Origin of the sequence: Wohlfahrtiimonas sp. G9077 (genome assembly GCF_002252155.1) — a bacterium.
Classification (GTDB): domain Bacteria; phylum Pseudomonadota; class Gammaproteobacteria; order Cardiobacteriales; family Wohlfahrtiimonadaceae; genus Wohlfahrtiimonas.
Window position 1 is genome coordinate 656,439 of sequence record NZ_NEFD01000001.1, and the last position, 22,482, is coordinate 678,920.

19 protein-coding genes are annotated in these 22,482 nt (G+C 44.3%); 5 read left to right on the forward strand and 14 right to left on the reverse strand.

The features are described 5' to 3' along the window. Nucleotides 1–147 precede the first annotated feature (147 nt). Nucleotides 148–1,686, forward strand: a complete 1,539-nt coding sequence (locus B9T20_RS03170; protein WP_094489776.1) for a DEAD/DEAH box helicase — start codon at nt 148–150, stop codon at nt 1,684–1,686. A gap of 70 nt (nt 1,687–1,756) precedes the next feature. Beyond that, a complete protein-coding gene (locus B9T20_RS03175) occupies nt 1,757–2,104 on the forward strand; it encodes an MliC family protein (RefSeq protein WP_094489777.1) in 348 nt (115 codons plus the stop codon). Nucleotides 2,105–2,171: 67 nt separating this feature from the next. On the opposite strand, the gene proP is transcribed toward B9T20_RS03175, so the two are convergent. Together proP and mutM are read right to left on the reverse strand one after the other, a co-directional pair. Beyond that, on the reverse strand, nt 2,172–3,668 hold the full coding sequence (gene proP / locus B9T20_RS03180) for a glycine betaine/L-proline transporter ProP (RefSeq protein ID WP_094489778.1): 1,497 nt from the start codon (nt 3,666–3,668) through the stop codon (nt 2,172–2,174). Nucleotides 3,669–3,928: 260 nt separating this feature from the next. Then, nucleotides 3,929–4,747 carry a bifunctional DNA-formamidopyrimidine glycosylase/DNA-(apurinic or apyrimidinic site) lyase gene (gene mutM / locus B9T20_RS03185; protein ID WP_094489779.1) on the reverse strand — a complete coding sequence of 273 codons (819 nt, stop codon included), beginning with the start codon at nt 4,745–4,747 and terminating at the stop codon, nt 3,929–3,931. Between the two features lie 62 nt (nt 4,748–4,809). On the opposite strand from mutM, the gene B9T20_RS03190 reads away from it, so the two are divergent. After that, entirely contained in the window at nt 4,810–5,184 is a 375-nt protein-coding gene (locus tag B9T20_RS03190; RefSeq protein ID WP_018122998.1) for a DUF2069 domain-containing protein, read from the forward strand. A gap of 39 nt (nt 5,185–5,223) precedes the next feature. Here the strand turns inward: B9T20_RS03190 and B9T20_RS03195 are convergent, their stop codons facing one another. From B9T20_RS03195 to pssA, 10 genes are all read right to left on the reverse strand, one after another. Continuing rightward, entirely contained in the window at nt 5,224–6,636 is a 1,413-nt protein-coding gene (locus tag B9T20_RS03195; RefSeq protein ID WP_094489780.1) for a glycoside hydrolase family 32 protein, read from the reverse strand. Nucleotides 6,637–6,753: 117 nt separating this feature from the next. Further along, nucleotides 6,754–7,443 carry a 5'-methylthioadenosine/adenosylhomocysteine nucleosidase gene (locus tag B9T20_RS03200; RefSeq protein ID WP_094489781.1) on the reverse strand — a complete coding sequence of 230 codons (690 nt, stop codon included), beginning with the start codon at nt 7,441–7,443 and terminating at the stop codon, nt 6,754–6,756. A gap of 64 nt (nt 7,444–7,507) precedes the next feature. Next, nucleotides 7,508–9,019, reverse strand: coding sequence for a lysine--tRNA ligase (gene lysS, locus B9T20_RS03205; RefSeq protein WP_094489782.1), 1,512 nt, complete (start codon nt 9,017–9,019; stop codon nt 7,508–7,510). 36 nt (nt 9,020–9,055) lie between these two features. Beyond that, on the reverse strand, nt 9,056–10,513 hold the full coding sequence (gene guaB / locus B9T20_RS03210) for an IMP dehydrogenase (RefSeq protein ID WP_018122993.1): 1,458 nt from the start codon (nt 10,511–10,513) through the stop codon (nt 9,056–9,058). A gap of 78 nt (nt 10,514–10,591) precedes the next feature. After that, nucleotides 10,592–12,298, reverse strand: a complete 1,707-nt coding sequence (gene recJ / locus B9T20_RS03215; protein ID WP_094489783.1) for a single-stranded-DNA-specific exonuclease RecJ — start codon at nt 12,296–12,298, stop codon at nt 10,592–10,594. Next, nucleotides 12,295–13,293 (reverse strand): hypothetical protein, encoded by a 999-nt coding sequence (locus tag B9T20_RS03220; RefSeq protein WP_094489784.1) that lies wholly within the window; start codon nt 13,291–13,293, stop codon nt 12,295–12,297. The genes recJ and B9T20_RS03220 overlap by 4 nt, the downstream gene beginning before the upstream one ends. Nucleotides 13,294–13,340: 47 nt before the next feature. Further along, on the reverse strand, nt 13,341–13,565 hold the full coding sequence (locus B9T20_RS03225) for a sulfurtransferase TusA family protein (RefSeq protein WP_094489785.1): 225 nt from the start codon (nt 13,563–13,565) through the stop codon (nt 13,341–13,343). A gap of 13 nt (nt 13,566–13,578) precedes the next feature. Continuing rightward, on the reverse strand, nt 13,579–14,025 hold the full coding sequence (gene rimI, locus B9T20_RS03230; protein ID WP_094489786.1) for a ribosomal protein S18-alanine N-acetyltransferase: 447 nt from the start codon (nt 14,023–14,025) through the stop codon (nt 13,579–13,581). A gap of 3 nt (nt 14,026–14,028) precedes the next feature. Further along, nucleotides 14,029–14,871, reverse strand: a complete 843-nt coding sequence (locus B9T20_RS03235; RefSeq protein WP_233491522.1) for a uracil-DNA glycosylase — start codon at nt 14,869–14,871, stop codon at nt 14,029–14,031. After that, nucleotides 14,846–15,682 carry a CDP-diacylglycerol--serine O-phosphatidyltransferase gene (gene pssA / locus B9T20_RS03240; RefSeq protein ID WP_008314037.1) on the reverse strand — a complete coding sequence of 279 codons (837 nt, stop codon included), beginning with the start codon at nt 15,680–15,682 and terminating at the stop codon, nt 14,846–14,848. Before pssA ends, B9T20_RS03235 begins: the two co-directional genes overlap by 26 nt. A gap of 389 nt (nt 15,683–16,071) precedes the next feature. Here pssA and B9T20_RS03245 point away from each other — a divergent pair, with 389 nt between their 5' ends. Further along, complete coding sequence (locus tag B9T20_RS03245) at nt 16,072–17,571, forward strand: anthranilate synthase component 1 (protein WP_094489788.1); 1,500 nt, start codon at nt 16,072–16,074, stop codon at nt 17,569–17,571. A 115-nt stretch (nt 17,572–17,686) separates the two neighbouring features. Here B9T20_RS03245 and recC read toward each other — a convergent pair whose 3' ends face one another. After that, nucleotides 17,687–21,079 carry an exodeoxyribonuclease V subunit gamma gene (recC, locus tag B9T20_RS03250; protein WP_094489789.1) on the reverse strand — a complete coding sequence of 1,131 codons (3,393 nt, stop codon included), beginning with the start codon at nt 21,077–21,079 and terminating at the stop codon, nt 17,687–17,689. Nucleotides 21,080–21,163: 84 nt separating this feature from the next. On the opposite strand from recC, the gene B9T20_RS03255 reads away from it, so the two are divergent. Continuing rightward, nucleotides 21,164–21,643, forward strand: a complete 480-nt coding sequence (locus tag B9T20_RS03255; RefSeq protein WP_094489790.1) for a low molecular weight protein-tyrosine-phosphatase — start codon at nt 21,164–21,166, stop codon at nt 21,641–21,643. Nucleotides 21,644–21,680: 37 nt separating this feature from the next. On the opposite strand, the gene B9T20_RS03260 is transcribed toward B9T20_RS03255, so the two are convergent. Continuing rightward, nucleotides 21,681–22,220, reverse strand: coding sequence for a hypothetical protein (locus B9T20_RS03260; RefSeq protein ID WP_233491524.1), 540 nt, complete (start codon nt 22,218–22,220; stop codon nt 21,681–21,683). Nucleotides 22,221–22,482 lie beyond the last annotated feature (262 nt).

Here is a 22,482-nt window from a genome sequence, read left to right on the forward strand (position 1 = left end):
GGCTTCATTGAATTCTAGAGTCTACATGCATATTTCTATATTTGCCTCACCCTCGCGCGTCAAGCCGCCACGTAGTATTCCGTGAACACCCTCCCTTTTTAATCAAGTTAAGGTGCCTCAAATCACTTTGAGGTAGATATATTATTTATGCTTTTTTCAGACTTAGATCTACATCCTATTTTATTAAATGCGTTAAATGAAATGGGATATCAATCCCCGACGCCTGTACAATCTGAAGTATTACCGATTGCATTGACTGGCCAAGATTTAATGGTCAGCAGCCAAACAGGTAGCGGTAAAACTGCTGCATTCTTATTGCCTGTCTTAAACATTTTATTAGACTTACCGGCTGAAAAGCGTCCGTTCCGCCCTAAAGGTGAACGTGGTTTTAGCAAAATGAAAGACAACATTAAACCCAAAGCATTGGTGCTTTGCCCAACGCGCGAATTGGCACAACAAGTTGCCAAAGAAGCCATTCGCTTAAAAGGCATGGCCAAAGGCGTTCGCATCTCTACCGTTGTGGGCGGCATGCCATATGGTCAACAAATCCGTGAATTGGAAAATGTGACCATTTTAGTGGCAACCCCTGGCCGTTTATTAGACTTATATAATCAAAAAGTCATCAACTTGTCAGAAGTTGAATTCTTTGTGGCCGACGAAGCGGACCGCATGTTGGATTTAGGCTTTGCCGAAGATTTAGAACTCATCCACAAAGCGTGTACCAACTGCGAACAAAACTTAATGTTCTCAGCCACATTCCCAAAAAACATCATGCGTTTAGCTGAAGAGATGATGACTGAACCTCATAAAATTGAGCTCTCTTCAAAAAGCATTTTAAATGACAACATCACGCAACAAATCAACTTTGCCGATGACCGTTCTCACCAAAGAGAATTATTAATGCATTGGTTGCGCTCTCCAAGCTTAGATCAAGCGGTTGTGTTTACCCCAACGCAAATCGAAAGTGAAGAGATTGCTGAATTGTTAGAAGATGAAGGTTTCTCTGTCACATTCTTACACGGTGGCATTCCACAAAAAGTGCGTAATCGCCGTTTAGAAACATTGCGTAAAGGCCGCACTAAAATCTTAGTGGCCACAGACGTTGCTGCCCGCGGCATCGACATCGCGACAGTGACACACGTCATCAACATCGGTTTACCGATGAAAGCGGAAGATTATGTGCATCGTATTGGTCGTACAGGCCGTGCGGGTCGTAAAGGTGATGCCATCAGCTTAGTGAATGTACGTGATCACAAACGTGTGCGCGACATCTCTGATTACACTTCTTTCAAAATCGATGTATCCACAGTGGAAGGTTTAGAACCAACATTGGATCCAAATGATTTCAGAGAGAGCCGCAACAAAAAAGGTGGTCGCTCACGCCGTGGTAACGGTGGCGGCAATGGCCGTTACGGTAAATCATCTGGCGGTGCTCGCCGTGGTGGTGATCGTGAACGTGCACCACGCGCTGATCGCGAATCTCGTGGTGGCGAAGCGCGCGCTGAAAAACCAAAAAGAGAACGTAAATCTGCTTCTGAGTTCTTTGATGCACCAAAAGGTGATCGTGATTCTCGTGGCGCTGAAAAGAAACGTTTTAAATCTGAAAGATCAGACCGCCCTGCGCGTCCTGCAGGCGATCGTCCACGTGCACCAAAAGCACATTCACGTCGCACGCGCTCTGAATAATTCAGTAGAGATCTAGCCATATTATAGGCTTTATGCCTATAATGGGCCTTTACCCCATAGGAGACTTTTTATGAAAAAAGCGATCAAACTCATCACCCTTTCTGCTGCTGCGTTGGCATTAGGTGCATGTGCAACCACAGAACCCTCTGCATTTAAAGGTTATGAAACAGCCGCTGTAGAAAATTATGTGTGCGGTGCAGATAAAGTGACAGCAACCTTCATGAACAATGATCAAAACAGCATTGCCTTGGTCTCTGTGAATGGTGAAGCGCCAGTCTTATTGGCCAATGTTATCTCTGCAAGTGGCGCTAAATATGCTGGCGGCATCTATGAATTATGGACAAAAGGCAAAGATGCCACATTCACCAATTTTATGGGCAAATCCAAAAATGGTGTGGCATGTAAATCTGCCTCTTAATCTCGGATGAATCATAAAAAAAGCATTGTTTTCACAATGCTTTTTTTGTGCCTAAAATTAAGTACACTCATTCATCAATTTCGGGGTGCTGTAAAATCAACTGCTCTCGACGTTTTTGTAAGCGGGCAATCTCTTCATCGATGCTCTCAATTTTGCCTTCAATGCGATCATAATGCGCCTGCAAAATCTCTTTGGCCTCACGTCGATTCGATGCCACCGGCGTTTCACCACGAAGTGGGCGATTGGCGGTCTCTTTCATGTGATGCACCGTTAAAAATCCAACACCTGCAATCACCATTAAATAATAGGCAGGCATGTACAAATTGTGCGTGGCTTCCACAAGCCATGCAGCCGCGGTTGGCGTAAAACCGGCAATCAATACCGACACATTAAATGCAATGGCCATCGCGCTGTAACGCACATGGGTTGGAAAAATCGCCGGTAAAATTGATGCCGTTACACCTGTAAAACAGCTCAATAACGTGGCAAGCACCATCAAACCAAAAAAGATGAGGACAACGTTACCGGTATTGATGAGGTAAAATGCAGGAATTGCACAGACAAATAAACCAATGCTGCCCATTTGCACAAAGATGCGGCGGCCAAAACGGTCACTTAATAGGCCAATCACCGGTTGGATTACCAAAATCCCCAACATAATGGCAATGATGATCAACACGCCATGATCCACACTGTACTCAAGATTGTGTGAGAGATAGCTTGGCATATAAGTCAACAACATGTAATACGTCACATTTGTCGCCATCACCAAGCCAATGCACACCATAATGCTTTTAAAATTCTGACGGATGATTTGTAGTAGCGATTGCTTGGCCTCGCCTTCGCCATTTTCTAAACTTTCCGCATGCTTCTGGAACGTGGGCGTTTCATCTAGCGCACTGCGCAAATACATACCAATAATGCCAAGGGGACCGGCTATGAAAAATGGAATTCTCCAACCCCATTCTTCAAAGCGCTCTTGGCCAAGCAACATGGTAATGGTGACCACAACACCGGCACCTAGCACAAAACCGGCAATCGAACCAAAATCCAGCCAGCTGCCTAAAAAGCCGCGTTTACGATCGGGCGCATATTCTGCGACAAAAATCGCCGCGCCTGTGTATTCACCGCCCACAGAAAAGCCTTGTGCCAATTTGGCCACTAAAAGCAGGATCGGTGCCCAAATACCAATGCTCGCATACGATGGAATGAGCCCGATTGAAAATGTGCTCACGGACATAATGATGATGGTGATGGCTAAAACTTTCTGACGGCCAAATTTATCGCCCAGCACGCCAAAGAATACGCCACCCAATGGACGCACTAAAAATGGAACGGAAAATGTGGCCAATGATGCCACCAATTGCACGCTCGGTGATGCTTCTGGAAAAAAGACTTTGCCCAAAACATAAGCTAAGAAGCCATATACACCAAAATCAAACCACTCAATGGCATTGCCAAGGGCTGCCGCGGTAATGGCTTTTTTAAATTGATCATCCTTGATGATGGTGATGTCTTCTAGCTCAAGGGGTTGAAGATTCTCTGTTTGTGTCGCCTCTGACATTGGTTCTCCTTTCTCGTAGATCGGGTCGCCAATCGAAATGCCTTACATACATAATAACTAAAATTTATTATTACCTACATATACAGTGAACGTATCGTGCCATATAATCGGTTTTTATTCTCTGATAATACAACTCAATACTTAATTTTAATCAAAACTACCGATGGATCGTTAATTTTAGGTTACATTAAGATTGACAAACATAAATAATCGTCTCATAGGATAACAAATTTTAGTCATTTTATCATTTAAAATATCAATTAATCATGTTTTGGCTGACAATGCGGACACCAAAATGTCGAGCGCTGTGCCACAATACATTTTTCAATCAAAGTGCCACACGTCAAACAAGCCTGCCCTTCGCGCCCATACACAGAGAGCATTTGCGCAAAATAACCATGCGAGCCATCGGGCTGAATAAAATCACGCAATGTGGTGCCGCCATCTTGAATCGAGCGCGCCAATACTGCACGAATATTGCTCACCAATGTGGTGCATTGCGCTTGTGTTAAATCTTGTGTGCGAGTCAAAGGATGAATGCCGCTCATGAACAATGATTCATTGGCATAAATATTCCCAACGCCCACCACAAAGTGCTGATCCATCAAAAAGGCCTTAATGGGCTGTTTTCGATGGGCAATGATGGATTGAAAATACTCCACATTAAAAGCATCGCTCAAAGGCTCCGGCGCTAATTTGGTGAGATAATCAGGCGTCACATCGCCTTGAAAGAGCTGTACAAAACCAAAACGGCGCGGATCATGATAACGCAGCGCCCTTCCATTTGAGAGATGGAACACCAAGTGATCATGCTTTTTTAATGGCTCATCAGGCAAGCTCACGCGTAAACTGCCGGACATACCCAAATGCACAATCAAATAAAAGCCTGCCGTGTGGATCATCAAATATTTGGCACGGCGCGTGACATCCGTAATGGTTTGATTTTCCATTAATAAAATGGCATCTTCCACAGGATAACGCAATGATCGATGATGAATGTCGATTTTCGTGATCGACTCATTGAGCAAATATGGCGCAACGCCGCGTTTGGTGGTTTCGACTTCTGGTAATTCTGGCATGATGATCCCGCTCGTTTGAAAACATGGTAAAATCGCTTCATTGTACTCATAATGGATCTGTTATGCACCACCCTATTCTTCCTTTATCGCGCATTTTGACGCTCGCAGGCTATGCCATTTTATTCATCACACTGTTGCTTGGCATCGTGCTGAAAAAAATTCATTCAGAATTGCCGGAGGGCTTTTTGATCATCATTTGGATTGTGCCCCTCCTCTTTCCTTTGCGCGGTTTACTGCAGGCAAAACGTTATACCCACGCTTGGGGTAGCTTTTTGGCGTGTTGGTATTTAGTGGTGGGCGTGGATTTATGGCAAGCGAATCCCGCGATCTCCGCAACAGTTTTAATGAGCACCACCATTTGGTTCACGGGCATGGTACTCTTTGCACGCTTTTCACCTTTTGATTGGAAAGTGATCCCGCGCCCACGTGGTAAGTGATGACATAAAAAAAGGTTGGCCATGCCAACCTTTGATTGATCATTCATGCATCGATTTCAAGACCGAATGCTCAAGCTTTGTGATCTTCAAAGTGCCGGTGTTTGCAAAGGCAGCCATTGCCCGTGTTGAGTTATTAGGATAAATCCGACTCGACAATGCCGCAACGCCATCATTGACAAAAATTTCAATTGAGGATGCATCCATCAATATTCTCAATGTCAGCGCATCTCCCATGGGTAAAGGAATGGAGCGCTCATCATCGCTGCCCGATGCCATACGACTTAAATCCAAAAACAAACGCCCACAAGATTGATCAATATACAACGCTGCATATTCAGAAAAATCACCGGAGGCTGCCAAATACAGCCCTGCCTTGCCTGCGGTTGTTTGTGTCAAATCAATTTGGCAAATGATCTCTGCACTTTTCGTGGATAGATAGAGATTTTCCATACCATCCGTTAGATTAATGTGCGTTCGCGTTGTAGGCTCACTTCGTAGCATAGACAATTCCCGTATAGGATTTTGTGTGAGCAAACCTGTATCATTAATCTCAATCTCCCGCGGCACCGTCATCACACCTGCAAAGCCTTCCGCCGCACTTGGCATATTCGCCTCCCACATGTCCATCCATCCGATCACAATGCGCCGGCCATCGGCTGCCACAAAACTTTGCGGCGCATAATAATCATGACCGCGATCCAGCTCCTGAAAACCGGATGTCGCCGTAAAGATGCCATCAGAATATTGTCCCACCCAATAACCGGCTTGGAAAAGATTGCGATAATGTTCGCCCTCTGCCTGCATGCCTTGCGGCGAGCACATCAAAACAGCATCATTGCCAATGATCATTAAATCAGGGCATTCAAACATATAAATATCCGCACGATCCGTTTGCCAAAAAATGCGCTCAAAATGCCATGTGATCAGATCATCAGAGCGGTAAAGCAAGATCTCTGCCCCGCGCGTTTCATGGGCTGCGCCCACAACCATCTTATAATCTGTTGCATCTTGCCAAACTTTTGGATCCCGAAAATGCATGTAACCTGCCGGCGGCTCAATGATCACGCCATGTTTATGAAAGTGTACACCATCTTCACTTGTGGCCAAGCATTGCACTTGCCGAATGATGGGCGGATCCATCCCATCATCCACAACCACATGGCCGGTATAAAACAGATGCAAAGTTTTGTCTTTCACCCAAGCGGATCCTGAAAAACAGCCATCGCGATCATAGGGCTCTGATGGCGTTAAAGCAATGGGCAAAGATTGCCAATGCACGAGATCCTCACTGACTCTATGCCCCCAATGCATCAATCCCCATTTGGGTGCATCCGGATGATGTTGAAAAAAGAGATGATATTGCCCATTAAAATAAATCAAACCATTTGGATCATTGAGCCAGCCGCGTTCAGGGGCAATGTGATACTTTGGATACCAACGTTTTGTGTACATGCATTCTCCGATGAAAGATGAAACAGACATTTACATGTCATCTTAACAAGGATTGATCAGAACGTCAGGCAATAAAAAAGACCGCAAAACGGTCTTTTTACATTCAGATCATAACATTTAGATCAATTTCACATACTCTTGCGCAATCAAGGCTGAATTGGCGCTTGCTTTGGCCAAATAGGTTTCAAAATCCATATCATTGCCTTCATTGTGCGTCACATCACTTAAGGAGCGAAGTACAATCCATGGCGTGCCCAATTTTTCACACACACAGGCAATCGCTGCCGCTTCCATATCAACTGCAACCGCTTGATCAAATTTGGCTTGAATGCGTTTAAAGGCATCAGAATCTTTAGTCACAAATTGATCACCGGACACAATCAAACCAATGTGATGCGGCACATTCAACTCATTGAGCACAGTTTCAATGCCCGTTAAATCGGCATGACCTTGCTCAAAAATAAAACGCGGATCAGTGGGCGTATTTGGCCCAATGTCAAAGTCATGATATTGCAAGCGATTGGCAATCACCACATCGCCCACAGATTGACCCAATTTTGTGCCACCGGCGCTACCAATGTTGATCACTTGCTTAGGTGCAAAAGCTTTGATTAAAGTTGTGGCCGTATAAGCTGCATTGACTTTACCAATGCCAGATTTTGCCACCACAACTGATTGACCACCAAGTAAACCCTCATGAATCTCAATGCCATCAATGGTTGATGATGCCACATTTTCCATGCGCGCCACTAAAGCACCCACTTCTTCATCCATTGCACCAATGATCACGTGTTTGTCATTTGCCATGTTTTTGTCCTTTATATAAAAAAAGCTTTAGTCAAGACTAAAGCTTTTGTTGAATCTTTAAATCTTATTCCGCGCGATTACGCATGTGTGGGAATAATAACACATCACGAATGGAGGCAACATCCGCAAAGATCATGACCAAACGGTCAATCCCAATGCCTTCGCCCGCTGTTGGCGGTAAGCCATATTCCAATGCTGTGATGAAGTCTTTATCTAAATGCATCGCTTCATCATCGCCTGAATCTTTCTCAGCCACTTGTGCCATAAAGCGTTGGTATTGATCTTCTGCGTCATTTAACTCAGAGTAACCATTACCCACTTCACGGCCGCCAATGAAGTATTCAAAACGATCCGTGATGAGTGGATTATCATCATTTTTACGCGCCAATGGTGACACTTCTGATGGATACGCTGTGATGAATGTTGGCTGCATCAAGTTTTCTTCCACTTTTTCATCGAAGATTTCCATCAAGATTTTGCCCCAACCATCTGAATCTTTGAATTTGATGCCGATGGATGTGGCCAACGCTGCCACGCCTTCACGCGTATCTAAATCAAATGCTTTTGCTTCAGGATAGTAGTGAATGATGGACTCTTGCACCGTCATGCGTGTGGCAGGCTTGCTGAAATCTAATGTCAAACCTTGATAAGGCACTTCGGTTGAACCTGTGACTTCTTTTGCCAATGTGGTCATCAACTCATCAGTGAAATTCATCATGTCTTGATAATCGGCATAAGCCCAATACCATTCCACCATTGTGAACTCAGGATTGTGACGCGTAGAAACGCCTTCATTTCTGAAGTTACGATTCACTTCGTACACTTTTTCCATGCCGCCCACAACCAAGCGTTTTAAGTACAATTCAGGTGCGATGCGAAGATAAAACTCCATATCCAATGCATTGTGATGCGTGATGAAAGGCTTCGCATTTGCCCCACCAGGAATCGGATGCATCATCGGTGTTTCCACCTCTTCAAAACCTTTGCTGTCAAAGAAGTTACGAATCGTGCGCATGATTTGCGTGCGTTTACGGAACACTTCACGGGCTTCCATATTCACAATCAAATCCACATAACGCTGACGATAACGCGCTTCGATGTCCGTTAAGCCATGAAACTTATCTGGCAATGGACGAAGAGATTTAGTCAATAAGTCAATCTCTGATACACGAACCGTCAATTCACCTTTATCAGAGCGCGACACCACACCTGACACACCGATGATGTCACCAATGTCCCAATGCGTGAACTCTTCAAACTTCTCTTGACCGATCAAACCTGTGTTTAAGAAAAGTTGAATGTCGCCCGTCTGATCACGAAGCACAACAAAGCCACCTTTGCCGAATAAACGCTTAGACATAATGCGCCCAGCCATTTTTACGTGAATCGCTGCTTCTGCCAACGCTTCCTTATCCATGTTTTCTGCACGCTTGTGTAAATCTTTCGCGTGCGTATCCTTACGGAAATGGTTTGGGAACGCAACAGGCTTTTCCTTTCGAATGGCAGCCAATTTTTCACGGCGTTCGGTAATCAAATGACTTTCGTTTACTTCTTCGGTTTTAATATCTTGACTCATAATTCTTTGACATAAAAGTTAATAAAAAGAGAGGAATCAGCTTGAGTAGTTTGGTGCTTCTTTTGTGATGGTTACATCATGCACGTGCGACTCACGCATCCCTGCGTTTGTAATTTGTACGAATTGTGGCTTCACATTCATTTCAGCAATTGTACCGCAACCCACATAACCCATACCTGCGCGAATACCGCCCATTAATTGGTGCACGATTGGCACCAATGAGCCTTTATATGCCACGCGGCCTTCAATGCCTTCAGGTACGAGTTTATCGGATGTGGTGCCTTCTTGGAAATAACGATCCGAAGAACCTGCACCCATTGCGCCCAATGAGCCCATGCCGCGGTAAGATTTATACGCACGACCTTGATAGAATTCGATGTCGCCTGGTGCTTCATCTGTACCGGCTAATAAACCACCAACCATGATGCAAGATGCACCTGCCGCCAATGCTTTAACCATGTCACCTGAGTAACGCACGCCACCATCAGCGATCACAGGAATGTTGCGACCTTTTAATGCTTCTGCAACGTTGGCAATGGCACTGATTTGTGGCACACCGATACCGGCAATGATGCGTGTTGTACAGATTGAGCCAGGGCCAATGCCCACTTTAACAGCATCTGCGCCCGCTTCTGCCAAGGCAATGGCTGCATCAGCCGTTGCGATATTACCTGCAACGATTTGAATGTGAGGATATTTTTCTTTTGTCCAGCGTACGCGATCAATCACGCCTTTAGAATGGCCGTGAGCGGTATCGATGATGATCACATCAACGCCAGCGGCTGCCAATGCTTCGATGCGCTCTTCTGTACCTGCGCCAGCGCCCACAGCTGCACCTACGCGCAATTGCTCATTGGCATCCACACAAGCATTTGGGAAAGATTGAGAGCGAGAGATGTCTTTCACCGTCACTAAACCACGAAGTTCATTGTTGTCATTGACAATCACTAAACGCTCAACGCGGTGTTGTTGTAATAAATCTACGATCTCTTCGCGGCTTGTGTGTTCTTTCACAGTGATTAAGCGATCACGCGGCGTCATCACATCTTTCACACGAATGGCCAAATTGTCATGGAAGCGAACATCACGGTTGGTCACAATGCCCATCACTTTGCCAGCATCGATCACCGGTGCGCTTGAGATTTCAAACGTGGTGAACATATGGCGAAGTTCGGCCAATGTCATATCTGGTGTCACAGTCACGGGATCTGAAATGATGCCGTTTTCGAATTTCTTCACTTTGCGCACTTCGGCGGCTTGTTCTTCAATGGTTAAGTTCTTATGAACAATACCGATACCACCTTGTTGTGCCATCGCAATGGCTAAACGGCTTTCGGTCACTGTGTCCATCGCAGCCGATAGCAGTGGAATGTTTAAACTGATGGATTTTGTCAGCTGAGTCTTTAAAGATACATCTTTTGGAAGGACTTCTGAGTACCCTGGAACGAGTAAAACATCATCGAAAGTTAGCGCTTGCTCAATAATTCGCAACATATATTAGATCCCCTGAAAGGTTGGTTTGCCAAAAAAGATTGGCTCGGGATTCTAACACAGATTGCCGTTCCTTGGCTATTAGCTTTCCATCTCAATGTGATCGATGAGCAATTGTAAAGATCGTCTGCCACGCCATTCATTGACATCGAGTTTATATAAACATCGTACTTTTTGCGTTTTTTCCTGCCAATCTGTCGCTTTAAAGAAGGCAATCCCATCAAAATAGAGATTGGCCTCAGGATGTTTTAAGGTCAATTTCAGGTGCAGATTTTTTAAAATCTTAACATCCACCACCTCAAAAGTATTGTCAAAAAGCGGTTCTGGGAACATTTGCCCCCAAGGCATGGCGGTTTTTAAGATGCTTGCATGCTCAATCGTGAGATCATTTGGCAATAAAGGTCCATCGGTGTAGATCACTTTTTGATCCAATCCGCCCAATAATTGCTCAACTTTATGATTCAGGCATGTACGAAAATCCTCGAAACGGGATTGATACAGTGTTAAACCGGCCGCCATTGCATGGCCGCCAAATTGTTTGATGATGCCGGGATTTTCTGTGGCGATCTCATCGATCACATCCCGAAGGTGAATGCCAGCGATCGAGCGGCCAGAGCCTTTTAACAACTGATCACTCTCCTCGGCAAAAATAAATGTCGGGCGATCAAAGCGCTCTTTAACGCGAGATGCCACAATGCCAATCACACCTTGATGCCAAGAAGCATCATACAACGCCAATGCACTTGGCAACGCGTCCGTTTTTAACGTAATGGCATCAATGATCTGCTGCGTTTCTGTCGTCATTGAGCGCTCAATCTCTTTGCGCTCTTGATTGAATTCAAATAAACGCTCGGCATAATAAGTTGCTTGCTGCCTTGATTCTGTCAATAAACACTCAATGCCGATGCGCATATCATCTAAGCGACCGGCGGCATTCAATAACGGGGAAACCCCAAAAGCAATGTCCGTTGTGGACAATTCAGCTTGATTTTTACCGGACACCGCCAACAAGGCTTCAATGCCCACACACGTTCGGCCTCGGCGAATGCGCTCAATGCCTTGCTGAACAAGGCAACGATTGTTGCGATCAAGGGGCACCAAATCCGAAATTGTCCCAAGTGCAACCAAATCCAAATAATCCGCTAAATTCGGCGTATTTTCTGGCGTTAAATGACCTGCATCCAGCAATGCACGGCGCGTTGCGGTGAGCACATAAAATGCCACACCAACGCCACACAAAGCGCGACTTTCAAACGTGCTGCCCACTAAATTTGGATTGACGATCACGGTAGCCTCTGGCAATACAGCGCCCGGCAAATGGTGATCGGTGACGATGACTTCAATGCCATATTGATTCGCGCGAGCAATGGCCTCAATGCTTGAGATGCCATTGTCCACAGTAATGATGAGATCCGGTTTGTCCTTGGCCACAATGTCATCTAATAACGGCGTTGTTAAGCCATAACCATCTAACATGCGATTGGGAATGCGATAACGCACCGACTCAGCGCCAAAGGCTCGCAGTAAACGCATCATTAACGCTGTTGATGTGGCGCCATCGACATCATAATCCCCGACAATGAGGATGTTTTGCTGCGCAATCACTGCTTGTGCAATGCGCTCCCCAGCTGCTTCACAGCCCTCTAATGTAGAAGGCGGACACATATCCTTAAGACTAAAGGTCAAATCTTCGATGGATTGAAAATTTCGACGCTGCAACACACGATTTAACAGCGGCACAGCGCTCAGTTGTGCGCTAGATGTCAGCGCGCGTTCAGTAATGATCATTCGGCTAAGTATCGATAAGTGAATTTTGGACGGATCAAGACAAATTTAAATTTCTTGTTATAGATAAAACGTTCACCATCGACTGTATCGATGATGACATTTTGAATCAAGCCTTGATCAACCGCCGCCAATGTCGGGGCAAGTAGCATATTGGCAATTTGTGTGCGGGCATCTAACCAGCCTAAAATGTCATTGTCAGACACTTTACTGACTAAACGGTCATCCACCACACAGATGTTTGGATGATTGTGCACCATTTGTGAAAAATCCGCCGTGGAGTTTCGAAGCGGAAAATAAGATAAGCCCGCTGCACTGCCAACGCCGCGAACAATGGCACTGTCAGAGAAAATGGCGGAATATTCAATGTCCTGACGGCTAAAAGTGTGCTCGCCACCATTGCCCCACGGCCAAAAATCCACAATGGGATCATATTTTTGACGCATGCGTAAGCGGTTATAAGAGTACGTTTTTAACCACTGCTGCGCATTAATGAATTGCTCTTGCCAATACGCGGCATCTTCACCGCTTAAGCCATAGCTGCCAGAATCTCGATCATGCGGCGTGATTTTCCAAAGGGGCGTGGAGGTCACTTGATTATGCTGTTTTAATGAGATGAACCAATCGCCGCCTGTGGTGACAATCGAATCTTCTGCAAATGAGAAATGATGGGCAAAATCCTCTGCCATCTTTTGTACCATATGCCCGCGCAATGCCGTTGGTCCCACTTTCGTTAACAGCGTTAATTTAAACCAATTGTTTGAGCGCACGCGAATGCCGCTGGCATCCAATCCACAGCGCGCCCAGGCGACATTTTCAGGCAAATGCAGATACGTGTCTAATGCATCTTTAATCGTATGATGATGAGTTTTATGTGATGTGGATAAACGTAAAAATTTCTCGTACGCACCATCAAGCGCCACAGAGGCAATGTTGCTGCTCCAGGCTTTTGGTAAACGATTTGTTAAACACGGTATGATGAATAAAACTGTACTCATTATTTAGCGACACCACATAATTCACGAAAGATCATTTAAGTATACGTTTATCCATTAAACTTTTTAATGATAAAGAAATACTCACCATCTTTTACCCAAAATTTCATTAATTGATTAGAAGTTTTGCCCAAAAATGCCTTAAAGTCAATTTCAGAGTGCGGATCTGTGGTCACCACTGTGATCTCATCTCCCTCATTCATTTTTTGCAATGCCTGTTTTGTTTTCAAAATGGGCATCGGACAGTGTAAATTTTTTAAATCTAAAATTTCCATAATCCTTCAACTTTTACAAAAAACACGCCATAATGATGGCATCTTCTCGCCCTTTGGCGGTAGGATAATAATTTTTACGCACATCAATTTCATGAAAGCCTTCGCTGTCATATAAGCGACGGGCACTAACATTTGATGTACGCACCTCTAAAAATAGACTACCAATCCCTTTGTCCTTTAGGATCTTTTTAAGATGTTGCAATAATTGTCGACCATAGCCATGGCCTTGTGCATCGGGATCGATGGTGATGTTTAATAATGTGGCTTCATCTAACACCGTTAACATAAAAGCATAGCCTAAAATCCGGCCATTCTGCAAAATTTTAATTTTTTCATCTTGCCCATTGACCATATTGCGCATCACAGGCTCTTGCCAAGGAATGGGATAAGCTCGGCGCTCAATGGCATAAATCTCGGCAAAATCAGCAGGCATAATGGGCTCAAAACAAGGTGTGTGCATCGATCATCCTATGAGTTTTTTCATGTCTTGCCAGGCATTGCGTTTCGCTTTGGGAAATTTCAGCAACTGGTAAGGATTATAACTGACTTGTACAGGTATCGCCCGTCCATTGACCTTTAAATGAAATTGCCCATTTCGCAACTGATCAAATGGCAATTGAACATTTAACACCGCGCGCGCAGCATGGCGACCTAAAATTAAAATGCGTTCAGGCATTTGCGACATCAACTCATTGATTAAATAACCAGAGCATTCATCTTCCTCAGACTTGCTGATCAAACTTTGAAGCGGCGCACATTTGACATAAGGCGTTATGAAAACATCATCGCGTGAATAATCGATCGCTTTGAGCATCTGATCAAACAGCTGCCCTGCTCGCCCCGCCAACGGCCGTTCTGCAATGTCTTCTTGCAATGTTGGGGCTTCTGTAATGATCATTAATTTCGCCGGTGCAATGCCTGTGCCTTTAACAACATGTGTGCGCGCTTTCGACAATTGACACGCTTGGCAAGTTGCTAAATTATCATTCACTGTTTGCGCATTGCGTCCCGTGACCTCGATCACACAAGGTTCTATCGGCGTGATGATCGGTATGGGTTTTGCCACTGCAACAGTCGCCGGTTCAATGATGGGCTCAATTTTTGGTGCCACAACAGGTGCGATTTTCGGGGCACATTCAGGCAATGGCGGCAATGAGATTGATGGACGCGCCTCAATCTCGTCATGTTCATCTAGCACTTCGATCTCATATGCAGGATCGCAGCCGCTGCGCGAATGCCACAGCGGAATTTTTAATAATTGAAGATATTGTGCGTGTTGATCAGTCATTCTTTTTGTTACGCTCACCGCGCGCCTTGATCAAGGCCAAAAAACGTTTTTTACGAATGTGACGACGATAGAACCAATAAATGGGTGATGAAATGCCATACAAAAATGCCGTTAAAAAGAGCACAATCGATGGCGAAGCAATGAGCATACCTGCATACAACACTACAATGATCAACGTAGTAAAGCGTACGCGCTTGATGGCAACCGTTTTAAAACTGTAGAACAAAAAGTTCGACACCATCATTAAGCCAGCATATAGCGTGATGATCACCATTAATCCTGTCACATCATGGCCGGTGTAACTTAAATCTGTGCCAATGGCAGCGCCAAGCTTTTTCAGCCCAACTTCTCCTGCCCACACAGCACCTGCCACAATCGCCGCTGCCGTTGGGCTCGGTAAACCCACAAAATAGCGCTTATCCACAGAACCAATTTGAACGTTAAAACGCGCCAAGCGAAGCGCAGCACATGCTAAATAGACAAATGATGCAAACCAGCCGATGCCGATGACTTTAGAAACTTCACCCAACCCTTGAAAGGACCACATATAAACCAAAATGGCAGGCGCCGCACCAAAAGCGATCACATCTGCCAATGAGTCATATTGCTCCCCAAAACTGCTTTGTGTGTTGGTCATGCGCGCGACACGCCCATCCATACCATCTAACACCATCGATACGAAAATGAGCACCGCCGCTTGGGCAAAACGCCCTTCTAAAGCTAAGAGAATCGAGCTAAAACCCGTCATCAAAGATGCCGTTGTGAATAAATTCGGCAAAATATAGATGGCATTTTTTGAAAGATTGCCCGCAATCTTTTTATTATTCATTCAAATTGCCTCAAATGTGAAAAGAAGTATTATACATCCTAGCGTGTATGAATCTAGCGCAGATAACGTGCGACCATTATACGCATTTACCACGCATCTCACAGCATCAGTTTGCATGGCTTTAAAAAAAATTCACATTTTTGATTGACAAAAAAAACTTTTTAACCGTAATATCTATGCTCAATTAACAAATTTAGGACGCAACATGACGCATTTTACGCAATATTTATGGTGGCACATCTCCTCCTCGCGGGAGATGGTGCTGTGCGTACAATAAATACGTCATCAGTCGATCAAGCCCGCGCAAGCGGGCTTTTTTTATGCATGCATGATTGTCCGCAAACGCACTGACTCAACCATTCAATCTTTCAAACATAAAAGGACATATCATGACAAATTTAGCATCTCACACAACAGCCGCCCTCGATTTCCCACGTGATCCACTTGGCTTATATCAAGCATTAACCGAAGGGCGCAATCATCATCTTTTGTATGAATCGGCCGATGTTGATCATCAACATGCACTCAAAAGTTTTTTACTGACACAAGCGGCCATTAAGATTGAAAGCTTTGGTCAAGATGTGATCATCACGGCTCTAACCGACAATGGTGCTGCACTTCTTGAACTCATCAGTCAAGCGCCCATTCACACAAACCTAACCGCAAAAACAGCCACCCAACTCATCTTTGCATTCCCAAAAGGCGGACAATTTTCCCCAATGGATGTACTGCGCACCGTGCAAAGCTTTGCAGATCGTGCCCATGACAATGAATACAGCTATTTTATGGCAGGTTTGTTGGGTTATGATTTAGTGGGTTATTATTATGACATCCCCGTGCCAGAAACCAATCGCGGACATGACATCTTAGTCTACGTGGCAGAAACATTGATCATCATCGATCACGTGGCCAAAACTGCTCATGTCCAGCACAATCAATTTGGTGATGCACAAGAGACGCCATTTGACATTCAAGCCACTGCTCAACACGTCAATCAATACGCCGCACAAACCTTTATTCCTGAGGCACACAATGAAACTGTCAGCCATGAGATTTTGGAAGTCGATGATCCAAATGAATTTTTAAACACCGTGGCCACACTGATTGATCGCGTTAAAGCTGGTGAATTTCAACAAATTGTACCTTCTCGCCGTTTTCAAGTGGCCTGCCCGTCGGCCATCAATGCTTATGCTGCCCTTAAAACCGCCCATCCTAGCCCTTATCTCTTTTATCTACAAGATGATGCCTTCACACTCTTTGGCGCATCGCCTGAACGCGCTTTAAAATTTGATCACACATCACGCGTTGTGGAGCTCTATCCCATTGCCGGTACGCGCCCACGTGGCCGCGTGAATGATGTCATTGATCCGGTGCTTGATTTAAAATTAGAGCAAGACCTGCTCAATGATCCAAAAGAAGTCAATGAACACATGATGCTTGTGGATCTTGCTGAGCGCGATTTAACACCGATTGCCAAACCGGGCTCGTTTCATGTGAAGGATTTAATGAAAGTGGATCGCTATGCATATGTCATGCATTTGGTGTCAAACGTGCAAGCGCAATTGCAAGATCATCTCGATGCCTTTGATGCTTACATTCACACCATGAACATGGGAACATTAACGGGTGATCCCAAAATCGCTGCCATGACTGCCATCTATGAATATGAACCTGTGGCTCGTGGCAGTTACGGCGGCGCCATTGGTTACCTCAACAGTTTTGGTGATTTAGACAGCTGTATTGTGATTCGTTCAGCCAATGTCCAAGATGGCATTGCCACCATCCAAGCAGGCGCCGGCATTGTGCATGATTCTGTGCCAGAGCGTGAATTGGCAGAAACGCGCCACAAAGCCAACAGCGTCATCAATGCCATTTTAAACAGCCATTGATCACCCAATTGGTTATGGATAAGTCCACATAACCTGTGGATAACACTGTGTGCAACTTGCATAAAACCCATTTAATTCATTGAAATTAAAAGTTTTATCAAAGTTGCGCATTTTTTTATCTTTTGGCTGTTTTTCGCGGTTTTTCTGGCAACAGCGATTGATAATGAGTGACAAAATATAAATATCCCATCACCTCTTTTAATGTGATCTCTGGCACAAAACGCGCCCGCATCGCATCTTGCATATCTTCTAAACTTTTCCAATATCGATCCACAATTTTTGTTTTAAATTCAGAATGTTCTGACAAATAAGCAGTGGCCACGCTTTCATCATAATGGTGATACATTTGGTCAATCAGTGCTTGATGCGGCCGAATGATTTTGCCCCCTGTTTTCAAATAATCTTTGGCATTAATCATTAAAAATGGGGTTTGTTGGTTCAGACAATAACCTTCAAAAAAGGTGTTTAAATGCTGCAAAGCTTCTTCTGGGCCAATGCCTGAAATATCAATGCTGTCCACTTGATCCTCTAAATAAAAAATGGTGGAGCAAACCGGTTGATTCAGTGCCACAACATTCAATAAATGAGTGATGAATGCCTCAAACTGACGCGTCAGCGTCCATTTACCCACAAAAACATTACTTTGCTGTACATTCGGCACGCCATAAACCGTGCCTTCGATGATGCAATGATCCAATCTCACATGCACTTGCTGCTGTGCACCATATTGACATCCCTTCTCTTTAGCCTGCAAGACCAATTGCACCACAGGCTCGGCAAAACTGTGCCAATCAATTTCGGCGAATGCAAATTTTGGCAATCGCCCTTCGGCTTTATAACGATCAAACAGCGTATGATGCGCATAATCGGACAATTCATCGATGGGCAAATCATTGTAAAACAGATCCTCAAGGAGCTGAACCCGCGCAGTGTATGCTTCTAGCCCATTGTATTGAGCAAGACTAAAGAGTTCATCATCGGACAATTCATCCTCTTGATCATTTTGATAATGAATGCCAAAGTGCTTTAAGCTATATGCTTTGATGGGGTTTTTAAACGTATCAATGAGTTGCTTAGGCGTTAAAGTGATAACCTCCACCATTGCCGGCACAAAAGGCACATCATCCACACAGATTGATGTGGGCAACCATGGTTTTTGAAAAGAACGAATGGGGCTATCTGCCTTAAAGAGCGTTGGGCTAAACGGCGATAAGGGATGCTCATAAAGCAAAGCTTGGCTGACGGGCTGCCCGGATGAAGTCACGGCCAATTCATCCAAATAATATTGCAGCTCATTGACAAATAATGAAGGAAACATCTCGCTATTGTTATGAATATTGCGCCCGATGTAACTGATGTACAACTGCGTGCGCGCCGATAAAATCGCCTCTAAAAATAAATAGCGTTCATCGTTGGTCACCGAGCGATCTCCGCGCTCGGGATGCGCCTGCATCAAATCATATTCAGGATATTGGCGACGATGGGGAAAACTGTCTTGGTTCATGCCGAGCATACAGACAATTTTAAAGGGAATGGAGCGCATCGGAATGAAGGTACAAAAGTTCACCGATCCTGTTAAAAATCGAGATTCCGGACGAAATGATGACAAGTGTTCATTGAGATGACGATACATTAAATGAATGGAAACCTCATCATGAAACTGCGTCTCTAAGCCTTCATCAATGAAAGTATTCCAAATCGCTTGTAAATGCTGCAAACGCTGTTGCGTGGCTGAAGTGTCCACATAAAATGTGTTCCAAATTTCCGGCAGCAATGTGCGCCATTCGGTGAGCAGATACGCATGGGATAACTTCTCCTTCAATCCAATCAATGCGTCAATAAAATCTGCCAAATGCCCTAAGACTTCCGCATCTCCGCCCTGTACATAAGGTAATGCTCGCACGCCTTCTAACTGATAGTGATCGCTCACCGCATAGCCTAACAACAAGCGTTTTAATCCCCACAACCAAGTATTGGTGAAGTCATCGCGAATGTGCATATCATCAAGATGCTGATCATCAATGGCAAAGCGAATGTTTGAGGCATCAATCCAACGTTTAATGAGGGCGCGATCTTCAATCTTTAGATGAAATTTCTCACCAATTTCAGGAATATCGAGCAACGTTAAAATCTCTGAAACTGTAAATTGACTTTCAGACATCGATAACAATAATAAAAATGCTTCTAGAATGGGCTCATGCTTCCCTAAGGTGAAATCTGAGATGGTGAATGGAATTTTAACGCGCGGCTCAAAAGGTGAGCCAAACACCGCTTCAATCATCGGGCGATAACGATCAATGTCCGACACCATCACAATGATGTCCTTTGGCTCTAATGTAGGATCCTCATTAAATGCTTTGAGCAACTGATCATACAATCCCTCCACTTCTCGGCGTTCACTGTAATGGGCATGAAATGCAATGGTGCGATCATTGTCTGACAGGCAATATTTCGGTGCTGTAGAATCAATCGGCGCAAGATGATAAACGGCGCGCTGCACTTCGCCCAATAATCCTTTTGTGGTGGGCTCGGTGAATGCCTCAATTTCATTTAAATCATCATATTGCGATAAGATATGCAAAAAATCGCGCCCAATTTTGCCAAAGTTTGCCAATAATGGATTACCATGAAACTCAAGCCAATGCGCCTCTTCATCCAATTCAATGGCTTGTGCATTTGGCGCTAAACAGTTTGTGCGCTCATCCTCTGTTTTAAAATTGATGCGTTTTATGTTCCGCTGGCGATATTGCGTCAAATCCCCCCAATAAAATTGCGATGGATTGGTAAAAAAAAGATGCACATCAATGTGCGCACTTAACACATGCAATAGCTCAATGAATAACGGTGGCAGCGTTGAAATCCCGATGATAAACAGGCGCTCTGGAATTAAAGGCGATTGATAACGCGACTTTGGCAAAGTTTGCAACAATGATAAAACATTGGCCAAATAGTATTGTTTAATCACCTGTGAACGAATGGTTTGCCAAAGCTGCTGCTGCCAAGATTCATATGGCGATTCCGGGAAAATGCGCTGATTGCGCTCCCATGCTGCAAACCATTTTGGGCGATAAGCTAAATATTTATCAAACAATCCGGCAATCTCTTCGGCTAGCCCCATCATGCGCACATCATCGGATTGTGCGCCTTTATCATTTAAATAGCTGGCAAGCTCTGGCAGATCCGACAAATCCAGTTGATTGAGGGCATCATACACTGCCCATGTCAAAGTTAAGCGAGACATGCGCAAGTTGGTTTGAGCGCGCTCTTCTGGCGTCAATAAATTTTCAATGATCGTCACAATCTGATTGATGGGGAATTCTAAACGCGTATTGGCAAAAATATGGTGTTCTGTGGCCAATGCACTTTTGAGCCAGTTGGTCATACCGGCGCTGTGGATGATGAAATATTCAGGTGCAAGCGGATCAGCTAGAGGCTTATTTTTAATGATATAACTTGCCATAAATTGCAAGTCATCTAAATGATTCGAATGATAAATTGTAAACGCCATAATTTGTTCTTTTAGTCATCATAATGGTTCTTAATGCGCCATTGTAAGCTACAATGAGCCATTTTAGAACCAAAGGACATCCTGATGATTAAAATTTTATTTGTCTGTCTTGGAAACATTTGCCGCTCCCCGATGGCAGAAGCGCTCTTTCGTGCCAAAGTCACAGCGCGCGGTTTAGGCAATCAAATCGAAATTGCCTCAGCGGCAACAGGTGATTGGAATGAAGGCAAACCGCCACATATCGGTACACAAAAGATTTTAGCCAAGCATAATATTTCAACCGATGACATGATTGCCACTCGCATCACAAGCCGAGATTATGATCATTATGATTATATTTTAGCGATGGATCATAACAATGTGCGCGATCTCAAAGCCCTACCGCCAACGGATCAATATGATGAAAAAATTCATCTATTTTTAGCACCGCTCCAGCATCCTGAACATGATGAAGTGCCAGATCCTTATTACACGGGCAATTTTGAACTGACCTATGATTTGGTCAACCAAGGTTGTGATTATTGGCTCGATTATTTAATCACAACACATCAACTCAACGCATGATTCCATAAAAAAGAGAACGCAAGGTTCTCTTTTTAATTTAGTGAAACTGTGTGAGCACCATACCCCAACCTTCTTGATCGGGCGCATCATATGCCCATAAAGCTTCGGCTTGATCATCTAAGACAGACAACTCTTCATGAAATTGATTGGATAATTCCATACGCGTTTTATCTGAAATGGTGCTCAATCGTTCATCCGCCACAGTAAAACGGGGATTGAGTAAAAAATTTAAGTGATCCTGAAAATGATCCGCCACCGTCAAATCTGTGGGCGAAAATGGAAACAGCGTAAGCAGCTGCTCAAAATGATTCGCCATATCCGGTAAACCCATTGCCGTCAATGCCGGCACCACATGCGGTAATAATTGGTTGTGCTCCAACACTCCGCCCCAACCATCACCTTTCCAAATGCCAATGACATTCGTGGCAATGAATAGATTAAATGCATTTTGGTCCAATTTTTGTTCAATGGTAGCCAAATCCCCCATCGCCCAAATATCATCGGACAGGTTTACCAAGTCATCCTCATTCTTTGGCAGTCGATCTTTGATGAGATCTTGTAAAGTTATTTTAGTCATCACGCTCACACGAGAAAAGTTAAATGGTCATTTTAGCGCCTTTTTACTGAGATTAAATGGCATTTAGCATTTATTTCACTCTGTTTTGACCAATTTCAGTAAATGATACAATGCGCAATTTTTTTGCATAGCACAAAATGAAAAAGCCCTCTTCGCTTGAAGAGGGCTATTCATGTTAGGCCCTGGAGATGACCTACTTTCACATGGGGAGGCCCCACACTATCATCGGCGCAGCTACGTTTCACTTCTGAGTTCGGAATGG